Annotated in this window: 16 protein-coding genes; 8 read left to right on the top strand and 8 right to left on the bottom strand. The window is 72.2% G+C overall.

The window, feature by feature from the left end:
• Nucleotides 1-62: 62 nt before the first annotated feature.
• From BLS99_RS01375 to BLS99_RS01360, 4 genes are read left to right on the top strand one after another with little or no spacing between them, the layout of a single operon-like run.
• On the top strand, nt 63-1,034 hold the full coding sequence (locus tag BLS99_RS01375; RefSeq protein ID WP_091042236.1) for an aldo/keto reductase: 972 nt from the start codon (nt 63-65) through the stop codon (nt 1,032-1,034).
• Between the two features lie 44 nt (nt 1,035-1,078).
• Nucleotides 1,079-1,546 carry a hypothetical protein gene (locus tag BLS99_RS01370; RefSeq protein ID WP_218126146.1) on the top strand — a complete coding sequence of 156 codons (468 nt, stop codon included), beginning with the start codon at nt 1,079-1,081 and terminating at the stop codon, nt 1,544-1,546.
• Nucleotides 1,547-1,604: 58 nt separating this feature from the next.
• Nucleotides 1,605-2,843, top strand: a complete 1,239-nt coding sequence (locus BLS99_RS01365; RefSeq protein ID WP_091042233.1) for an endo-1,4-beta-xylanase — start codon at nt 1,605-1,607, stop codon at nt 2,841-2,843.
• A 57-nt stretch (nt 2,844-2,900) separates the two neighbouring features.
• Nucleotides 2,901-3,797 carry an arginase family protein gene (locus BLS99_RS01360; protein WP_091042229.1) on the top strand — a complete coding sequence of 299 codons (897 nt, stop codon included), beginning with the start codon at nt 2,901-2,903 and terminating at the stop codon, nt 3,795-3,797.
• A gap of 40 nt (nt 3,798-3,837) precedes the next feature.
• Here BLS99_RS01360 and BLS99_RS01355 read toward each other — a convergent pair whose 3' ends face one another.
• From BLS99_RS01355 to BLS99_RS01340, 4 genes are read right to left on the bottom strand one after another with little or no spacing between them, the layout of a single operon-like run.
• Nucleotides 3,838-4,476 carry a response regulator gene (locus BLS99_RS01355; protein WP_091042225.1) on the bottom strand — a complete coding sequence of 213 codons (639 nt, stop codon included), beginning with the start codon at nt 4,474-4,476 and terminating at the stop codon, nt 3,838-3,840.
• Nucleotides 4,473-5,669 (bottom strand): sensor histidine kinase, encoded by a 1,197-nt coding sequence (locus BLS99_RS01350; RefSeq protein ID WP_091042221.1) that lies wholly within the window; start codon nt 5,667-5,669, stop codon nt 4,473-4,475. Before BLS99_RS01350 ends, BLS99_RS01355 begins: the two co-directional genes overlap by 4 nt.
• Before the next feature lie 2 nt (nt 5,670-5,671).
• Nucleotides 5,672-6,376, bottom strand: coding sequence for an ABC transporter permease (locus BLS99_RS01345; RefSeq protein ID WP_091042218.1), 705 nt, complete (start codon nt 6,374-6,376; stop codon nt 5,672-5,674).
• A 22-nt stretch (nt 6,377-6,398) separates the two neighbouring features.
• Nucleotides 6,399-7,325, bottom strand: coding sequence for an ABC transporter ATP-binding protein (locus BLS99_RS01340; protein ID WP_091042214.1), 927 nt, complete (start codon nt 7,323-7,325; stop codon nt 6,399-6,401).
• 193 nt (nt 7,326-7,518) lie between these two features.
• On the opposite strand from BLS99_RS01340, the gene BLS99_RS01335 reads away from it, so the two are divergent.
• Nucleotides 7,519-8,370, top strand: a complete 852-nt coding sequence (locus BLS99_RS01335) for a hypothetical protein (RefSeq protein ID WP_091042211.1) — start codon at nt 7,519-7,521, stop codon at nt 8,368-8,370.
• On the opposite strand, the gene BLS99_RS01330 is transcribed toward BLS99_RS01335, so the two are convergent.
• The 4 genes from BLS99_RS01330 to BLS99_RS01315 form a co-directional block, all read right to left on the bottom strand.
• A complete protein-coding gene (locus tag BLS99_RS01330) occupies nt 8,367-8,795 on the bottom strand; it encodes a MarR family transcriptional regulator (protein ID WP_091044686.1) in 429 nt (142 codons plus the stop codon). The genes BLS99_RS01335 and BLS99_RS01330 overlap by 4 nt on opposite strands.
• A 26-nt stretch (nt 8,796-8,821) precedes the next feature.
• Nucleotides 8,822-9,439 (bottom strand): type 1 glutamine amidotransferase family protein, encoded by a 618-nt coding sequence (locus BLS99_RS01325; protein ID WP_091042207.1) that lies wholly within the window; start codon nt 9,437-9,439, stop codon nt 8,822-8,824.
• 182 nt (nt 9,440-9,621) lie between these two features.
• Nucleotides 9,622-10,092, bottom strand: a complete 471-nt coding sequence (locus BLS99_RS01320; protein ID WP_091042205.1) for a hypothetical protein — start codon at nt 10,090-10,092, stop codon at nt 9,622-9,624.
• A gap of 139 nt (nt 10,093-10,231) precedes the next feature.
• Nucleotides 10,232-10,468, bottom strand: a complete 237-nt coding sequence (locus tag BLS99_RS01315; protein ID WP_091042201.1) for a hypothetical protein — start codon at nt 10,466-10,468, stop codon at nt 10,232-10,234.
• Nucleotides 10,469-10,659: 191 nt separating this feature from the next.
• On the opposite strand from BLS99_RS01315, the gene BLS99_RS01310 reads away from it, so the two are divergent.
• The 3 genes from BLS99_RS01310 to BLS99_RS01300 all read left to right on the top strand — a co-directional run bounded on the left by BLS99_RS01310 (nt 10,660) and on the right by BLS99_RS01300 (nt 13,645).
• Nucleotides 10,660-10,974 (top strand): DUF6355 family natural product biosynthesis protein, encoded by a 315-nt coding sequence (locus tag BLS99_RS01310; RefSeq protein WP_091042199.1) that lies wholly within the window; start codon nt 10,660-10,662, stop codon nt 10,972-10,974.
• A gap of 326 nt (nt 10,975-11,300) precedes the next feature.
• Nucleotides 11,301-13,460, top strand: a complete 2,160-nt coding sequence (locus BLS99_RS01305; RefSeq protein ID WP_091042196.1) for a carbon starvation CstA family protein — start codon at nt 11,301-11,303, stop codon at nt 13,458-13,460.
• Entirely contained in the window at nt 13,457-13,645 is a 189-nt protein-coding gene (locus BLS99_RS01300; RefSeq protein WP_091042192.1) for a YbdD/YjiX family protein, read from the top strand. The genes BLS99_RS01305 and BLS99_RS01300 overlap by 4 nt, the downstream gene beginning before the upstream one ends.
• Nucleotides 13,646-13,657 lie beyond the last annotated feature (12 nt).

The raw sequence follows: 13,657 nt of genomic DNA, 5'->3' as shown, positions 1-13,657 counted from the left end.
GGCGGCAGGCTTGAGAAAGGGTTTTCCTCGCGTCTAGGATGGGACCGATCATTGGAGGAGCCATGGAATACACCCAGCTGGGCCGCGCGGGCGTCAAGGTCTCGCGCATCGTCCTCGGCACCATGAACTTCGGTCCCGAGACCGAGGAAGCGGACGCGCACCGGATCATGGACCGCGCGCTCGAACTCGGCGTCAACTTCTTCGACACCGCCAACGTCTACGGCCGCGACCGCAAGGGCTGGACCGAGGAGATCATCGGCCGCTGGTTCGCCGCCCGCCCCGAGGCGCGCGACCAGGTCGTCCTCGCCACCAAGGTCTACGGCGCGATGAGCGACCGCACCAACGACCGCGGCCTGTCCGCCTACAGCATCCGCGCGCAGGTCGAGGCGTCCCTGCGGCGGCTCCAGACCGACCGCATCGACCTCTACCAGTTCCACCACGTCGACCGCACCGTCCCGTGGGAGGAGATCTGGGAGGCCGTCGACGTCCTGGTGGCCCAAGGGAAAGTGGTCTACTCCGGCTCGTCGAACTTCGCGGGCTGGATGATCGCGCGGGCGAACGAGCAGGCCGCCAAGCGCGGCAGCTACGGCCTCGTCTCCGAGCAGTCCATCTACAGCCTCGTCAACCGCAACATCGAACTCGAGGTCGTCCCGGCCTCGCAGCAGTACGGCCTCGGCGTCATCCCCTGGTCCCCGCTCGCGGGCGGGCTCCTCGGCGGCGTCCTCGGCAAGGCGGCCGAGACCGGCCGCCGCGCGAGCCCCCAGATGGCCGAGCGCATCGAGGAGCACCGGCCGGCCCTGGAGGGCTACGAGGCGCTGGCGGCCGAGAAGGGCATCGCCCCGGCGGTCCTGGGCCTCGCGTGGGTCCTGCGCCAGCCCGGCGTCACCGGCCCGATCATCGGCCCCCGCGTCGTGTCCCAGCTGGAGGACGCCGTCGCCGCGCTCGACGTCGACCTCACCGAGGACGACCTGAAGCGGCTCGACGAGCTGTTCCCCGGCCCCGGCGGCGCGGCCCCCGAGGCGTACGCCTGGTAGCGATGCGGCATGGTGTCGGGGTGCCTCCCCGACATCGTGAACGGGTGAGGGCGCGGCTGCGGTCGCTCGCCTCGCTCGAACTGCTCAACATCCCCCTCCAGGCGTTCATCTGGTTCGGCCTGCTCGGACTGCCCGCGAACCCGGCGAACCTCGCCGGGTTCGCGGCGTTCGCGCTGCTCCTGCTCGAAGGCGCGGCCTACTGGACGGCGAAGCGCCGCCAGATCGACACCGGCGCGGCCGACCTGCCGTGGACGCCGCTGTTCGCGTTCGCGCTGCGCGCCAATCCCGTCGTGCTCGCCGCAGCGGTGCTCTTCACCGGCTGGTCCGCGGTCGCCGACCCCGGCGCGGGGTCCTTCCCCGGCCTCGGGTTCGCGCTCTTCGCGGCCCTGGAGCACGTCAACTACTTCCACGTGCAGCTCATGTACGACAACCCCGCCGACCTGCGGCGCCTCTCCAGGCACGGTCTCGTCCGGTCCCACCTGTCACGCGATCTCTCCCGCCGCCGCTCTTGACCTGAGCGCATCCGGCTGCTGGAATGTCCATGGAACTTCCATGGAAAGTAGACCCGATATGACTGAAACTTCCGGCCGGATCCAGCGGCACCGCACCGCCGACGCCGTCGTCGACCTCACCCTCGACGGCGAGCCCGTCGCCGGACGCGAGGTCGTCCTGGAGCAGACGCGGCACCGCTTCCTCTTCGGCTGCATCGGTTTCGACCTCATCGACCACGCCAACGGCACCGCCGCCGACCCCGCGGCCGCCGCCCGCAACGCCGACCTCTGGGAGGGCGTCTTCAACTTCGCGACCCTCCCGTTCTACTGGGGCCGCTTCGAGCACGAGCGCGGGAAGCCCGACACCGAGCGCACCCTCAAGGCCGCCCGCTGGTTCGCCGACCGCGGCCACCCCGTCAAGGGCCACCCGCTCGCCTGGCACACCGTCACCGCCGACTGGCTCCTCGACCTCGACAACGAGGAGATCGCGCGCGCCCAGGTCGACCGCATCCGCCGCGAGTCCCAGGACTTCGCCGGGGTCATCGACATGTGGGACGTCATCAACGAGGTCGTCATCATGCCGATCTTCGACAAGTACGACAACGGCATCACCCGCCTGTGCCGCGACATCGGCCGCATCCCCATGGTGCGCCTCGTCTTCGACGCCGCCCGCGAGGCCAACCCGAACGCCACCCTGCTGCTCAACGACTTCGACATGTCCGCCGCCTACGAATGCCTCATCGAAGGCGTCCTCGAAGCCGGCATCAAGATCGACGCGCTCGGCCTCCAGAGCCACATGCACCAGGGCTACTGGGGCGAGGAGAAGACCGAGGCGATCCTCGACCGCTTCTCCCGCTACGGCCTCCCGATCCACTTCACCGAGACCACGCTCCTGTCCGGCGAGATCATGCCGCCCGAGATCGTCGACCTCAACGACTACCAGGTCGACTCCTGGCCCTCGACCCCCGAAGGCGAAGCGCGCCAGGCCGACGAGATCGAACGCCACTACCGGACCCTGCTCGCCCACCCCGCCGTCGAGGCCGCCACCTACTGGGGCATGAACGACGCCGGCATGTGGCTGGGCGCCCCCGGCGGGCTCGTCCGCGCCGACGGCACCCCCAAGCCCTCCTACGACCGCCTCCACCACCTCGTCAACACCGAATGGGGCACCCCGCCCACCACCCTCGCCACCGACGCCGAAGGGCGCCTGCGCTTCAACGGCTTCCTCGGCGACTACCGCGTCACCTGCGACGGCCGCCGCGCCGAGTTCACCCTCGACGCGCCCGGCGACGCGAGCCTCACCGCCGCACTGGCCTGACCCCCGGCCCCCCGCGCCCGGCCCGACGGCCGGGCGCGGGGGTGTACCGTCCTCCGCATGCGCAGCCTCGCCGTCCTCGACGCCCCCTCCAACCTCGGCCTCCGCCCGCCCGGACCCGGCCTCGTCCCCGGCTGCTACAAGCTCGCCGGCGCCGTCCGCGACCAGGGCCTCCTCGCCCGCATCGGCGCCGAGGACGCCGGATGCGCCGTCCCGCCGCGCTACGACCGCGGCGACTGGAAGCTCGGCGACGGCCTCTTCAACGCCGACGCCATCGCCGCCTACACCGCCCGCCTCGCCGACCGGGTCGGCGCGCTCCTCGACGCCGACCGGTTCCCCGTGGTCCTCGGCGGCGACTGCTCCATCGTCCTCGGCGCCGCCCTCGCCCTGCGCCGCCGCGGCCGCTACGGCATCGCGTTCCTCGACGGCCACTCCGACTTCCGCCACCCCGAGAACTCCCCGGGCGTCGGCGCCGCCGCGGGCGAGGACCTGGCGCTGGCGACCGGGTACGGCCAGTCGCTCGCCACCGACCTCGACGGCCTGCGGCCCTACCTCGGGATCGGGGACGCCGTGGTCCTCGGCATCCGCGACGACGACGAGTACACCGCCGAGCTCGAATCCCTCGGCGCCGACGTGCACCCGCTCGCGCGCCTGCGCGCCGCCGGTGCGACCGCGACCGCCGCCGCGGCCCTCGACCGCCTGGAGCGCCCGGACCTCGACGGCTTCTGGGTCCACATGGACGCCGACGTGCTCGACGCGGCCGTCATGCCCGCCGTCGACTCCCCGAACCCCGGCGGCCTCTCCTACGCCGAACTCGGCGACCTCCTCGCCCCGCTCCTCGCCTCCGAGCGCTGCGTCGGCTTCGAGCTCACCGTCTTCGACCCCGACCTGGACCCGGACGGGCGCCTCGCCGCCGAACTCACCGACGCCGTGGCAGCCGCACTCACCGCACGCTGAACCGGCCGGCGCTCAACCCCTCGGCTCGACGCGTTTCGGCTCAGCGTCCTTCAACACTGAGGATGCCCCGCCGGAACCCCGCCGCCACCGCGGCGGCCCGGTCGTTCACGCCGAGCTTCGCGTAGATGTGCAGCAGGTGGGTCTTCACCGTCGCCTCGCTCAGGAACAGCCGCTTGGCCGCCTCCCGGTTCGTGGCCCCGTCCGCCACCAGCTTCAGGATCTCGACCTCCCTGTCGCTCAACGCCTCCTGCGGGGTCCGCACCTGGCTCATCAGCCGCGTCGCCACCGCCGGGGCCAGCACCGCCTCGCCGCGCGCCGCGGCCCGCACCGCCCGCACCAGGTCCTCGCGGCCGGTGTCCTTGAGCAGGTAGCCCGTCGCCCCCGCCTCGATCGCCGGGCGCACGTCGCCCTCGGTGTCGTACGTCGTCAGCACCAGCACCCGCGCGGGCACCCCCGCCCGCGCCAGCTCCCGGATCGCCTCGACCCCGCCCATGACCGGCATCCGCAGGTCCATCAGGACCACGTCCGGCCCCAGGGCCTTCGCCATCGCCACCGCCTCGGCGCCGTTCCCGGCCTCGCCGAGCACCGCGAAGCCGGGTTCGGAGGCGAACACGCCCCGGAAGCCGTCGCGGACGATCGGGTGGTCGTCGGCGATGAGGAGTCGGATGGTGCCGCTCATGCGGGGGTCCCTTCGCGGGAGAGGGCGGGCAGGGTCGCCGAGACGGCCGTCCCCTCGCCCGGGGCCGATTCGATCACGAACTCGCCGCCCAGGCGCTCGACCCGGCGGCGCATCGAGGTGAGGCCGAACCCGCCGGCCTCGGCGACCCGCGCGGGGTCGAACCCGGCGCCGTCGTCGAGCACGTCGAGCGCCACCACCTCGTCGATGTAGGACAGCGTCACCGCGACCCGCGCGGCCCCGGCGTACTTCGCGGCGTTCGCCAGCGACTCCTGCGCCACCCGCAGCAGCACCGCCTCGACCTCGGGGTGCAGCGGGCGCACCGCGCCGGTGGCCGCGCACTCGACCGGGACGCCGTGCAGCTGCGCCCACGCCTCGGCGACCGCCTCCAGGGCCTCGTGCAGGCCCGCGGCCTCCAGCTGCGCGGGTACCACCGCGTGGACGGTCCGCCGCGCCTCGGCCAGGCCCTCGCGGGCCAGCCGCATCGCCTTGCCCGACCGCTCGGCCCAGTCCGCGGGGTCCTTCACCGCTTCGAGCTGCGCGATGACCCCGGTGAACCCCTGCGCGAGCGTGTCGTGGATCTCCGCGGCGATGCGCTGGCGCTCGTCCATGATCCCGGCCTCGCGGGCCTGGACGAGCAGTTGCGCGTGGAGCCCGGCGTTCTCGGCGAGCGCGGCTTCGAGCCGGTCGACGGTGCGCTTGCGCTCGGCGCTGCGCTCGGTGGTCACGTCGCCGACGAAGCTGAACAGGCCGACCAGCGCGGTGATCGCGGCGGTGAACAGCAGGCACACCAGGACCTCCACCGCGCTGCCCGGCATCCCGAGGTAGCTCGGCACGCTGACCGCGGCCGTGGCCGCGACACCCGCGAACCGCCAGCGGCCCTTGAGGAACCGCCACGAGTGGAGGAACCCGGTGAACCCGAAGAACGCGGTGAACCAGACCGCGGCGGTCCCGAGCGCGGCGATGAGCGCGACCAGGACGGCGATGTAGACCCCGCCGGGGAGGCGCCCGGCGGCGAACCGCACCCAGGCCGCCGCGGCGGCGGCGAGGCCGAGGACGGCGGCCCGCTCGCCCGGGCCGGCGGCCTCGGCGAACCAGTACAGGGCCGTCGCGAGGACCAGCAGCACGTACGGGGCCAGGCGCACCTGCGCCTCGAGCCGCCGTTCCCAGCGGTCGAGGCGTCCGGTGTCCGTCATGGCTACTCCCAGCGGAAGGCGCGCGCCGCGACGGCGCTGATGAGCACGGTGTAGGCGGCGAGCAGGACGAGGGGCAGGGGCTCGGGGGCCTGGCCCGTCCACGCCTGGCCGAGAGCGGTGCGGAACGCGCCGAGCGGGGTGTACTCGCCGATCCGCGCCAGGCTAGCAGGCATCTGGCGCGCGGGCTGGATCAGTCCGGCGAGGTAGGCCATGGGGAAGTAGAGCAGGACGCCGATCCCGTTGGCGGCCCGGCCGGTCGGGGCGAGGGCGGCGATGAGCAGGCCGATGGCGAACATCGCGGCGGTGCCGAGGGCGAAGACGAGGGCGACGGGGGCGAACCCGGCCGGCAGCGACAGGCCGAGCACGCCGCCGGCGACGGCGAGCTGGAGCGCGGTCGCGGCCGCGAGGAGGACCAGCTGGAGGATCATCTGCACGGTGAGGAGGTTCCCGGGCCGCACCGGCGTGGTCGACATGCGGCGCAGGATGCCGCGCTCGCGGTAGGAGGCGAGGGTGGTGGGCAGCAGGTAGAGGCCGATGAGGGCGACGGCGATGGCCATGCCCATGGGCAGCAGGACCGTGTCCGTCGCGTCGGCGGAGGCGCCGAAGACGACGAGGAAGAACAGGGGGATGAGGACGCTGACGAGGGAGCCGGGTTCGCGCACGAGGAGCTTGGTCTCGACGGCGGCGAGTTTCGCGAAGGCGGTCATGGCACTGGTTCCTTTGGGGTGGTTAGCGGTCGAGGGGGCGGCCGGTGAGGGCGATGAAGGCGTCTTCGAGGGAGCGCTGGTCGATGCGCAGGTCGGTGACGAGGACGTGGTTGCGGGCGAGGGCGCCGGTGACGGCGGTGGCGAAGTCGCCGGTGCCGGTCACGGTGACGCGGTCGCCGTCGCGTCCGGGTTCGGTGGTGACGCCGGTGACGCCGGGGACGGCGGCGACGATCGCGGCGGGGTCGGCGGCGCCGCGGGGGAGTGTGAACCGCATCCGCTGCGGTCCGGCGTTCCGGTCGACGAGCCCGGCGGGGGTGTCGAGGGCGACCACGGTGCCGCGGTCGATGACGGCGACCCGGTCGCACAGCTCCTCGACCTCGTCCATGTAGTGGCTCACCAGGACCGTGGTGACGCCGCTGTCGCGGACGCGCTTGACGAGCTCCCAGGTGGAGCGCCGCGCCTGCGGGTCGAGGCCGGTGGTGAGCTCGTCGAGGAACGCGACCTGCGGGTTCCCGACGAGGGCGAGCGCGATGAACAGGCGCTGCTTCTGGCCGCCGGAGAGCTTGCCGAACCTGGCGTTGCGCAGTTCGGCGAGGCCCCACTCCTCCATGAGGGCGCGCCAGTCCCGGGGCCGGGAGTAGAAGGAGGCGTAGAGGTCGAGGGCCTCCCACACCTTGAGGTTGTCGGGGAGCTGGGTCTGCTGGAGCTGGACGCCGATGGCCTCGCGGACGGCGCGGGTGTCGCGGTGGGGGTCGAGTCCGAGGACGCTGACGGTGCCGGCGTCGGGGCGGCGCAGGCCCTCGACGCATTCGACGGTGGTGGTCTTGCCAGCGCCGTTGGGGCCGAGGATGCCGAACACCTCGCCCGCCTCGACACCGAGGGAGATCCCGTCGAGGACGGTGCGTCCGCCGTAGGACTTGCGGAGGCCGGTGACTTCGATGATTGCCATGCCTCAAGCCTCATCGAGAGCGGGCCTGGCGGCATCGACCCGCGGGCCGCTTCCGGCGCACCGACCTCCGTACCGCGGAATAGCCGATCGGTTGATGACGGCGGCGTCCGGGCGTGGGCGCGGTTTCGTACACTCGGCGCATTCCTCCCGTCCGCGGCCGCCGCACCGCCCGCTTTCACGAACAAGGACCCCGATGCCCCGACCCGCGCCTGGACCGGAGGCGCTCGCCTCGTACATCCAGACCGGTGCCCGCGACGCCCGCACCGCCTACCGCGAACTCCACGAGCACGAGCGACTCGCTTACTGCGACACGGTGAGCCGCGTGTACGACCTCGCCTTCAAGCACCACTTCGGCAAGGAGCCCTCCGACGACGAGGTGTTCGACTTCATCGACACCGTGGCGGCCCGCCACCCGCAGTACGCGGGCGGCGTGAGCCGGGTCCTGCGCGGCGAGGGCGGGCGCGGGGGCGGGATGCACCCGCGCCAGTTCCTGACCGCGCAGCACCTCGTGATCCGCGAGATCGCGAAGCTGCACCCGGGGTTCCGCTCGCGCGCGGAGCGGATCGTGGCGTCGGCGTCGCGCCGGCTGGTGTCCTCGGGGGGCGGGGGCGACCACGACGAGGGCCTGGAGTTCACCGGGTCCGACGCGATGTACGCCGCGTCGCTGACGATCCGGCTCGACGGGACGCTGCGGGGGATCGAGCTGCACCGGGGCGTGGAGCGCATCGGCGGCAAAGCGATCGCGAACGCGGTGATCCGGGCGTGGGTGTCGGCCGAGAAGCAGCGGTGGGCGCGCGCCAAGGAGATCGGCCGCCACGACTCGTTCCCCGAGATCGGCTCGGGCCGCGGCGGCGGCGACTCCTACCGGATCGAGGCGTACTCGGCCGACCGGCTGTGCCGGGCCACAGTGGACCGGTTCGGGCGGGTCCGGGGCCTCACCTTCATGCGCACGGACCTCTTCGGCGAGGACGGGCGCCACGGCCTCGCCGCCGAGATCCGCCAGGCCGTGCGCAAGGCCCAGACCACCCTGACCGCCTCCTGCTAACCGTCCCGGGCGTCCTCGGCCTCGATGGCGTCGAGCGCGGCCGAGAGGTCGCGCAGTGCGGCCAGGACCTCGCCCGCACGGTCGTCGCCGAGCGCGTCGCAGAGCCGGTCGGCGTAGGCGGCGTGCGCGGGGTCGATGCGGCGCACCGCGTCGAGGCCCTGGGGCGTGGGTGCCACCAGCTTCGCGCGGCGGTGCGCGGGGTTGGGCCGGTACTCCGCCATCCCCTTGGCGGCCAGCAGGTCCGCGATGCGCTGCACGCTCTGGCGGGTGATGCCCATCTCGCGGGCGATGCCGGCCACCGAGAGCGGCGCCTCCAGGACCGCGCCGAGGACCTGCCAGTGCGCGGCCGTCAGCCCCACCGGGGTCGCGAGCGCGTCGGCGACGTCGAGGAAGCGGCCGTTGAGCTTGAAGACGGTGAGCGCCATGCCCGACAGCAGCTCCTGCCGGCCGCTCACGCGCCGGCGCCGGCGAGCTCGAAGTACCCGGCGGGGTCGCCGAGTCCGTAGAGCTTGAACCAGGATTCGAGGACTTCGGGCGTGTACAGCCCGAGCGCGGCGAACACCTCGCGGGCGAACGCGACCGGGGCCGTCCCGGAGGCGGTGATGAGCCCGCGGTCGGTGACGGCCGGGGCGTCGGTGTAGAGGTCGCCGCCCTTGGAGCCGAACGCCTCGGTGAACTCGCGGGCGTTGCTGGTGTGGCGGCGGTCGTCGAGGAGCCCTTCGGCGGCGAGGCCGCCGGTGGCCCCGCAGATGGCCGCGACGGGCACGCCCGCGTCGAGGAACGCCCTGGCCGCCTTGGCGAACGGCGCGTTGTCGCCGGTGAGCCAGGTGCCGGCGCCGGGGAGGATGAGCATCGCGCTGTCGGCGGGGGAGAGGTCGCCGAGCGCGATGTCGGGCGTGATCCGCATGCCGCCCATGGTGGTCACGGGCGCGAGGCTCGCCCCGACGGTGACCACTTCGTACCTTCCGGGTTCGATCTGCCACTCGCCGTTGTTGATGTGCGCGGTCGCGTGCCCGACCTCCCAGTCGGCGAGGGTGTCGTAGACCGCCGTGTGCACTCGCTGGACCATGTCCTGCTCCTTCGTTCGGGTATGACAGTACACTACCATGTTGACAACATGCTGTCAAATGAACGGGGTGCCGCCGGGAACGACAGGAGGCCCGCACCGGTCGGTGCGGGCCTCTCCTGCGTCGCCCTGGGGCGGGTGGACGACGCGGCGGGCCGGAGGGTCGGCGCACCGCGTCGCCGCGGCTAGTACGTCTGCGTGTCGTCGATGACGCCGTCGAAGTTGGTGTCCACGGACACCTCGTCGATGAAGCCGTCGCCGTCGGTGTCCGCCTCGACGGTGTCGGCGATGCCGTCCTCGTTGGCGTCGGTGAGGATCGTGTCGAGGTAGGTGTCCCCGTCGGTGTCGAGGATGGCCTCCTCGGCGATCCCGTCGCCGTCGGCGTCGGTGACGACCTGGTCGATCCAGCCGTCGGCGTTCAGGTCCGACTCGACGGTCTCGGAGAAGCCGTCGCCGTCGTAGTCGTAGGACACCGACTCGTTGACGCCGTCGCCGTCGACGTCGGTGTCGGCGACCGCCGAGTACACGTCGTCGTCGGTGTAGGTGTCCTCGGTGTAGCTGGCCGAGTCGTCCGCGCCGTAGGTGTCGGTCGCGTCGGCCTCGTAGTCGTCGGCGGCGAAGGTGTCGTCGGCCGCGGGGGCGTCGTATTCGCTCATCGTGCTCCAACCTCGAGTCGTAGAGAAGTGTTCGGTGCTGTCGAAGAGAACACTAAGACCCGCGCGCAATTCGGGCATCCCCGGATCGTGCCAGCGCGTTGCGCGCCGTCGCGGTCACTCGCGGTGAAGGCCGCGAGGGCTAGTCACAGCCCCCGCCACCACCGGAATCGCCCCCGCCGCCGCCCGAATCGCTCGGGTCGCAGTCGCTGCCGCTTCCCCAGCCGCCGCTGTCGGACGAACCGCCGTAGTAGGAGGCGGAATCGCCGGAGTACGCGGCCGAGCCGGTGCGGCGCTTCGCGCCGCCGCCGCGGCCGAGGAGGAAGACGAGGCCGACGATCAGCATGAGGACGACGACGGCGGCGATGAACGGACCCATGGGCGGGCTCCTTCGAGTGGGCGGACCTTCACCATAGGGCGCCCCGGCCAATCGCAGTGTCCCGCCGTTCGGCGATATGTCTGAAATGACCGATGTTAACCTGCCTGCGTTCATCACCGACCACTGATCATCACCGACCACTGTGCAACACCGACCACTGTTCATCTACGACCACTGAGGAGCGATATCCGATGAGGACGATCAGGACCGCCGCCCGGCTGCTCGCGGCCGGCGCGCTCGCCGCCGCCGGGACCCTGGCGCTCGCCGCCCCGGCCCAGGCCGCGCCCTGCGGCTGGCAGGGCGACGGCACCCAGGACTACAACCACTGCGGCACCACCAACGTCATGCTCACCGTCGAGCACGTCTTCGGCGACGACGACCACTTCTGCGCCCGGCCCGGCATGAACAACATCAACGCCGGCAACTCGCCGTACAACACCTGGCGCACCGTCTACGCCTACTACGACAACGGGCCCACCAACTGCTTCTACGGCTGGTACCGCTGACCGGCCGGCGGCGCCCGGGGACCGGCGCACACCCGCCGGCCCCCGGGCGCCGCCGCGCGCCCCCGCCCCGCACGTACCCCCTGAAAGCCCCGCCGGAAGCCCGAAACCGTGCGGGACTGGAAATTCGTACGAAATACTGGTAAACCAAGACAGGCGTCGGGCGGCACCCGGCGCGACTCCACCAGCCCGACTTCCACCAGCGCGACTCCACCTGCGAACACTGACATAAGACATCGAGACATCTACGACCATGACGGATTCGGCGATCCGTCGCGGCCGCTGCCCCCTACCCTTCCGGTCCCCGCGACCGAGACTCGGAGGACGACATGACCACCCCCGAAAGCCCCACCCGAGCCAGGCCGAACTGGAGATCGATCCTCATATGGACGGCGGTCTCGATCGCCGGAGCCGTCGCCTGGGGCATGATCGCCCTGGTCCGCGGCGAGGAGATCTCCGCGTTCTGGCTCGTCGTCGCGGCCCTCGGCTCCTACGCCATCGGCTACCGCTTCTACGCCCGCTTCATCGCCCGCAAGGTCCTGCGCGTCGACGACACCCGCGCCACGCCCGCCGAACGCCTCGACGACGGCGTGGACTACCAGCCCACCGACCGCCGGGTCCTCCTCGGCCACCACTTCGCCGCCATCGCCGGCGCCGGCCCCCTGGTCGGCCCCGTCCTGGCCGCCCAGATGGGCTACCTGCCCGGCACCATGTGGATCATCCTCGGCGTCATCTTCGCCGGGGCCGTCCAGGACATGGTCGTCCTCTTCATCTCCATGCGCCGCAACGGCAAGAGCCTCGGGCAGCTCGCCCGCGACGAGATCGGCCCGATCGGCGGCGCCGCCGCCCTCATCGGCGTCTTCTCGATCATGATCATCCTCCTCGCGGTGCTCGCGCTCGTCGTCGTCAACGCGCTGGCCGCCTCCCCGTGGGGCACGTTCTCGATCGCGATGACCATCCCGATCGCGCTGCTCATGGGCTTCTACCTCCGCACGCTGCGGCCGGGCAGGGTGCTGGAGACGAGCCTCATCGGCGTCGCGCTGCTCATCCTCGCGATCGTCGCCGGCGGCTGGGTCCAGGCGTCGTCCTGGGCCGACGCGTTCACCCTCAGCCCGCAGGCCCTCGTGTTCTGCCTGGTGGTCTACGGGTTCGTGGCCGCGGTGCTGCCGGTGTGGATGCTCCTGGCGCCCCGCGACTACCTGTCCACGTTCATGAAGATCGGCACCATCGGGCTCCTCGCCGTCGGGGTGCTCATCGTGGCCCCGACCCTCCAGACCGAGGCCGTCACCGACTTCGCGACGAACGGGCTCGGCCCGGTCTTCTCGGGCTCGCTGTTTCCGTTCGTGTTCATCACGATCGCGTGCGGCGCGCTCTCGGGCTTCCACGCGCTCATCGCCTCCGGCACCACGCCGAAGATGATCCAGAAGGAGTCGCAGGTCCGGATGATCGGCTACGGCGCCATGCTCATGGAGTCGTTCGTCGCCATCATGGCCCTCATCGCCGCGTGCATCCTCGACCCGGGCCTGTACTACGCGATGAACGCCCCCGCGGGCGTCCTCGGCACCACGGTGGAGTCCGCCTCGACGGCGGTGGCGAACCTCGGGTTCACCATCTCCCCGCAGGACCTCCAGGCCGCGGCCGACGCGGTCGGCGAGGAGAGCCTGGTCGCCCGCACCGGCGGCGCACCGACGCTCGCGGTCGGCATGTCGGAGATCCTGTCCTCGGTCTTCGGCGGCGAGGGGCTCAAGGCGTTCTGGTACCACTTCGCGATCATGTTCGAGGCGCTGTTCATCCTCACCACCGTGGACGCCGGCACCCGCGTGGGCCGCTTCATGCTCCAGGACACGCTCGGGAACGTCTGGAAGCCGCTCGGCCGCGTCGGCTGGAAGCCCGGCATCTGGGCCACCAGCGCGGTCGTGGTGGGCGCGTGGGGCTACTTCCTCTACGCGGGCGTGAACGACCCGCTCGGCGGCATCAACCAGCTCTTCCCCCTGTTCGGCATCGCGAACCAGCTCCTGGCGGCCATCGCGCTCACCGTCGCCACCACCGTGCTCGTCAAGAGCGGGCGGCTGAAATGGGCGTGGGTGACGGCGGTGCCGCTCGCCTGGACGGCGCTCGTGACGCTCACCGCGAGCTGGCAGAAGGTGTTCTCCGAGGACCCGCGGATCGGGTTCTTCGCCCAGCGCGAGCGGTACGCCGACGCCCTGGACGCGGGGGAGGTGCTGGCCCCGGCCAAGGACCTTGACCAGATGCGGACCGTGGTCGTGAACTCCACCGTGGACGGCGTGCTCGCAGCGTTCTTCGCGCTGCTGGTCGTCATCATCATCCTGAACGCGGCCGTGATCTGCTGGCGCGCGGTGCGGTCGCCCGAACCGCTGCCCTCGACCGAGGCGCCCTATGTGGAGTCGAAGCTCCTCGTAGGCGCCGCGGCCGGGCCCGCCTCCGGCACGCCCTCGGACGGGGCCGACGCGCCGGGCGACGGGCGGTGACCGTGCGCCGCCTCCTCGGTCTCGTCCGGTGGTACCTGCGGGAGCTCACCGGCGAGACCGCCTACGACCGCTATCTCGAACGGCACCGGCTCGCCCATCCCGGCGTCCCGGCCCTGCCGAGGCGCGAGTTCGAGCGGCGGCGCACCGACCGCGGCGACGCGCACCCCGGTGCGCGCTGCTGCTGAAGCGGACCGGGC

The organism is Glycomyces sambucus (genome assembly GCF_900102815.1).
Classification (GTDB): Bacteria; Actinomycetota; Actinomycetes; order Mycobacteriales; family Micromonosporaceae; genus Glycomyces; species Glycomyces sambucus.
The sequence above is the reverse complement of the archived record's forward strand: the minus strand, read 5'-3'. Positions and strand labels throughout refer to the sequence as shown.

What these genes read in the sequence shown, in the direction of transcription:
- BLS99_RS01375 (WP_091042236.1), top strand. Translation starts at nt 63, where the DNA reads ATGGAATACACCCAGCTGGGCCGCGCGGGCGTCAAGGTCTCGCGCATC.
- BLS99_RS01365 (WP_091042233.1), top strand. Translation starts at nt 1,605, where the DNA reads ATGACTGAAACTTCCGGCCGGATCCAGCGGCACCGCACCGCCGACGCC.
- BLS99_RS01360 (WP_091042229.1), top strand. Translation starts at nt 2,901, where the DNA reads ATGCGCAGCCTCGCCGTCCTCGACGCCCCCTCCAACCTCGGCCTCCGC.
- BLS99_RS01355 (WP_091042225.1), bottom strand. Translation starts at nt 4,476, where the DNA reads ATGAGCGGCACCATCCGACTCCTCATCGCCGACGACCACCCGATCGTC.
- BLS99_RS01350 (WP_091042221.1), bottom strand. Translation starts at nt 5,669, where the DNA reads ATGACGGACACCGGACGCCTCGACCGCTGGGAACGGCGGCTCGAGGCG.
- BLS99_RS01345 (WP_091042218.1), bottom strand. Translation starts at nt 6,376, where the DNA reads ATGACCGCCTTCGCGAAACTCGCCGCCGTCGAGACCAAGCTCCTCGTG.
- BLS99_RS01340 (WP_091042214.1), bottom strand. Translation starts at nt 7,325, where the DNA reads ATGGCAATCATCGAAGTCACCGGCCTCCGCAAGTCCTACGGCGGACGC.
- BLS99_RS01335 (WP_091042211.1), top strand. Translation starts at nt 7,519, where the DNA reads ATGCCCCGACCCGCGCCTGGACCGGAGGCGCTCGCCTCGTACATCCAG.
- BLS99_RS01330 (WP_091044686.1), bottom strand. Translation starts at nt 8,795, where the DNA reads ATGGCGCTCACCGTCTTCAAGCTCAACGGCCGCTTCCTCGACGTCGCC.
- BLS99_RS01325 (WP_091042207.1), bottom strand. Translation starts at nt 9,439, where the DNA reads ATGGTCCAGCGAGTGCACACGGCGGTCTACGACACCCTCGCCGACTGG.
- BLS99_RS01320 (WP_091042205.1), bottom strand. Translation starts at nt 10,092, where the DNA reads ATGAGCGAATACGACGCCCCCGCGGCCGACGACACCTTCGCCGCCGAC.
- BLS99_RS01315 (WP_091042201.1), bottom strand. Translation starts at nt 10,468, where the DNA reads ATGGGTCCGTTCATCGCCGCCGTCGTCGTCCTCATGCTGATCGTCGGC.
- BLS99_RS01310 (WP_091042199.1), top strand. Translation starts at nt 10,660, where the DNA reads ATGAGGACGATCAGGACCGCCGCCCGGCTGCTCGCGGCCGGCGCGCTC.
- BLS99_RS01305 (WP_091042196.1), top strand. Translation starts at nt 11,301, where the DNA reads ATGACCACCCCCGAAAGCCCCACCCGAGCCAGGCCGAACTGGAGATCG.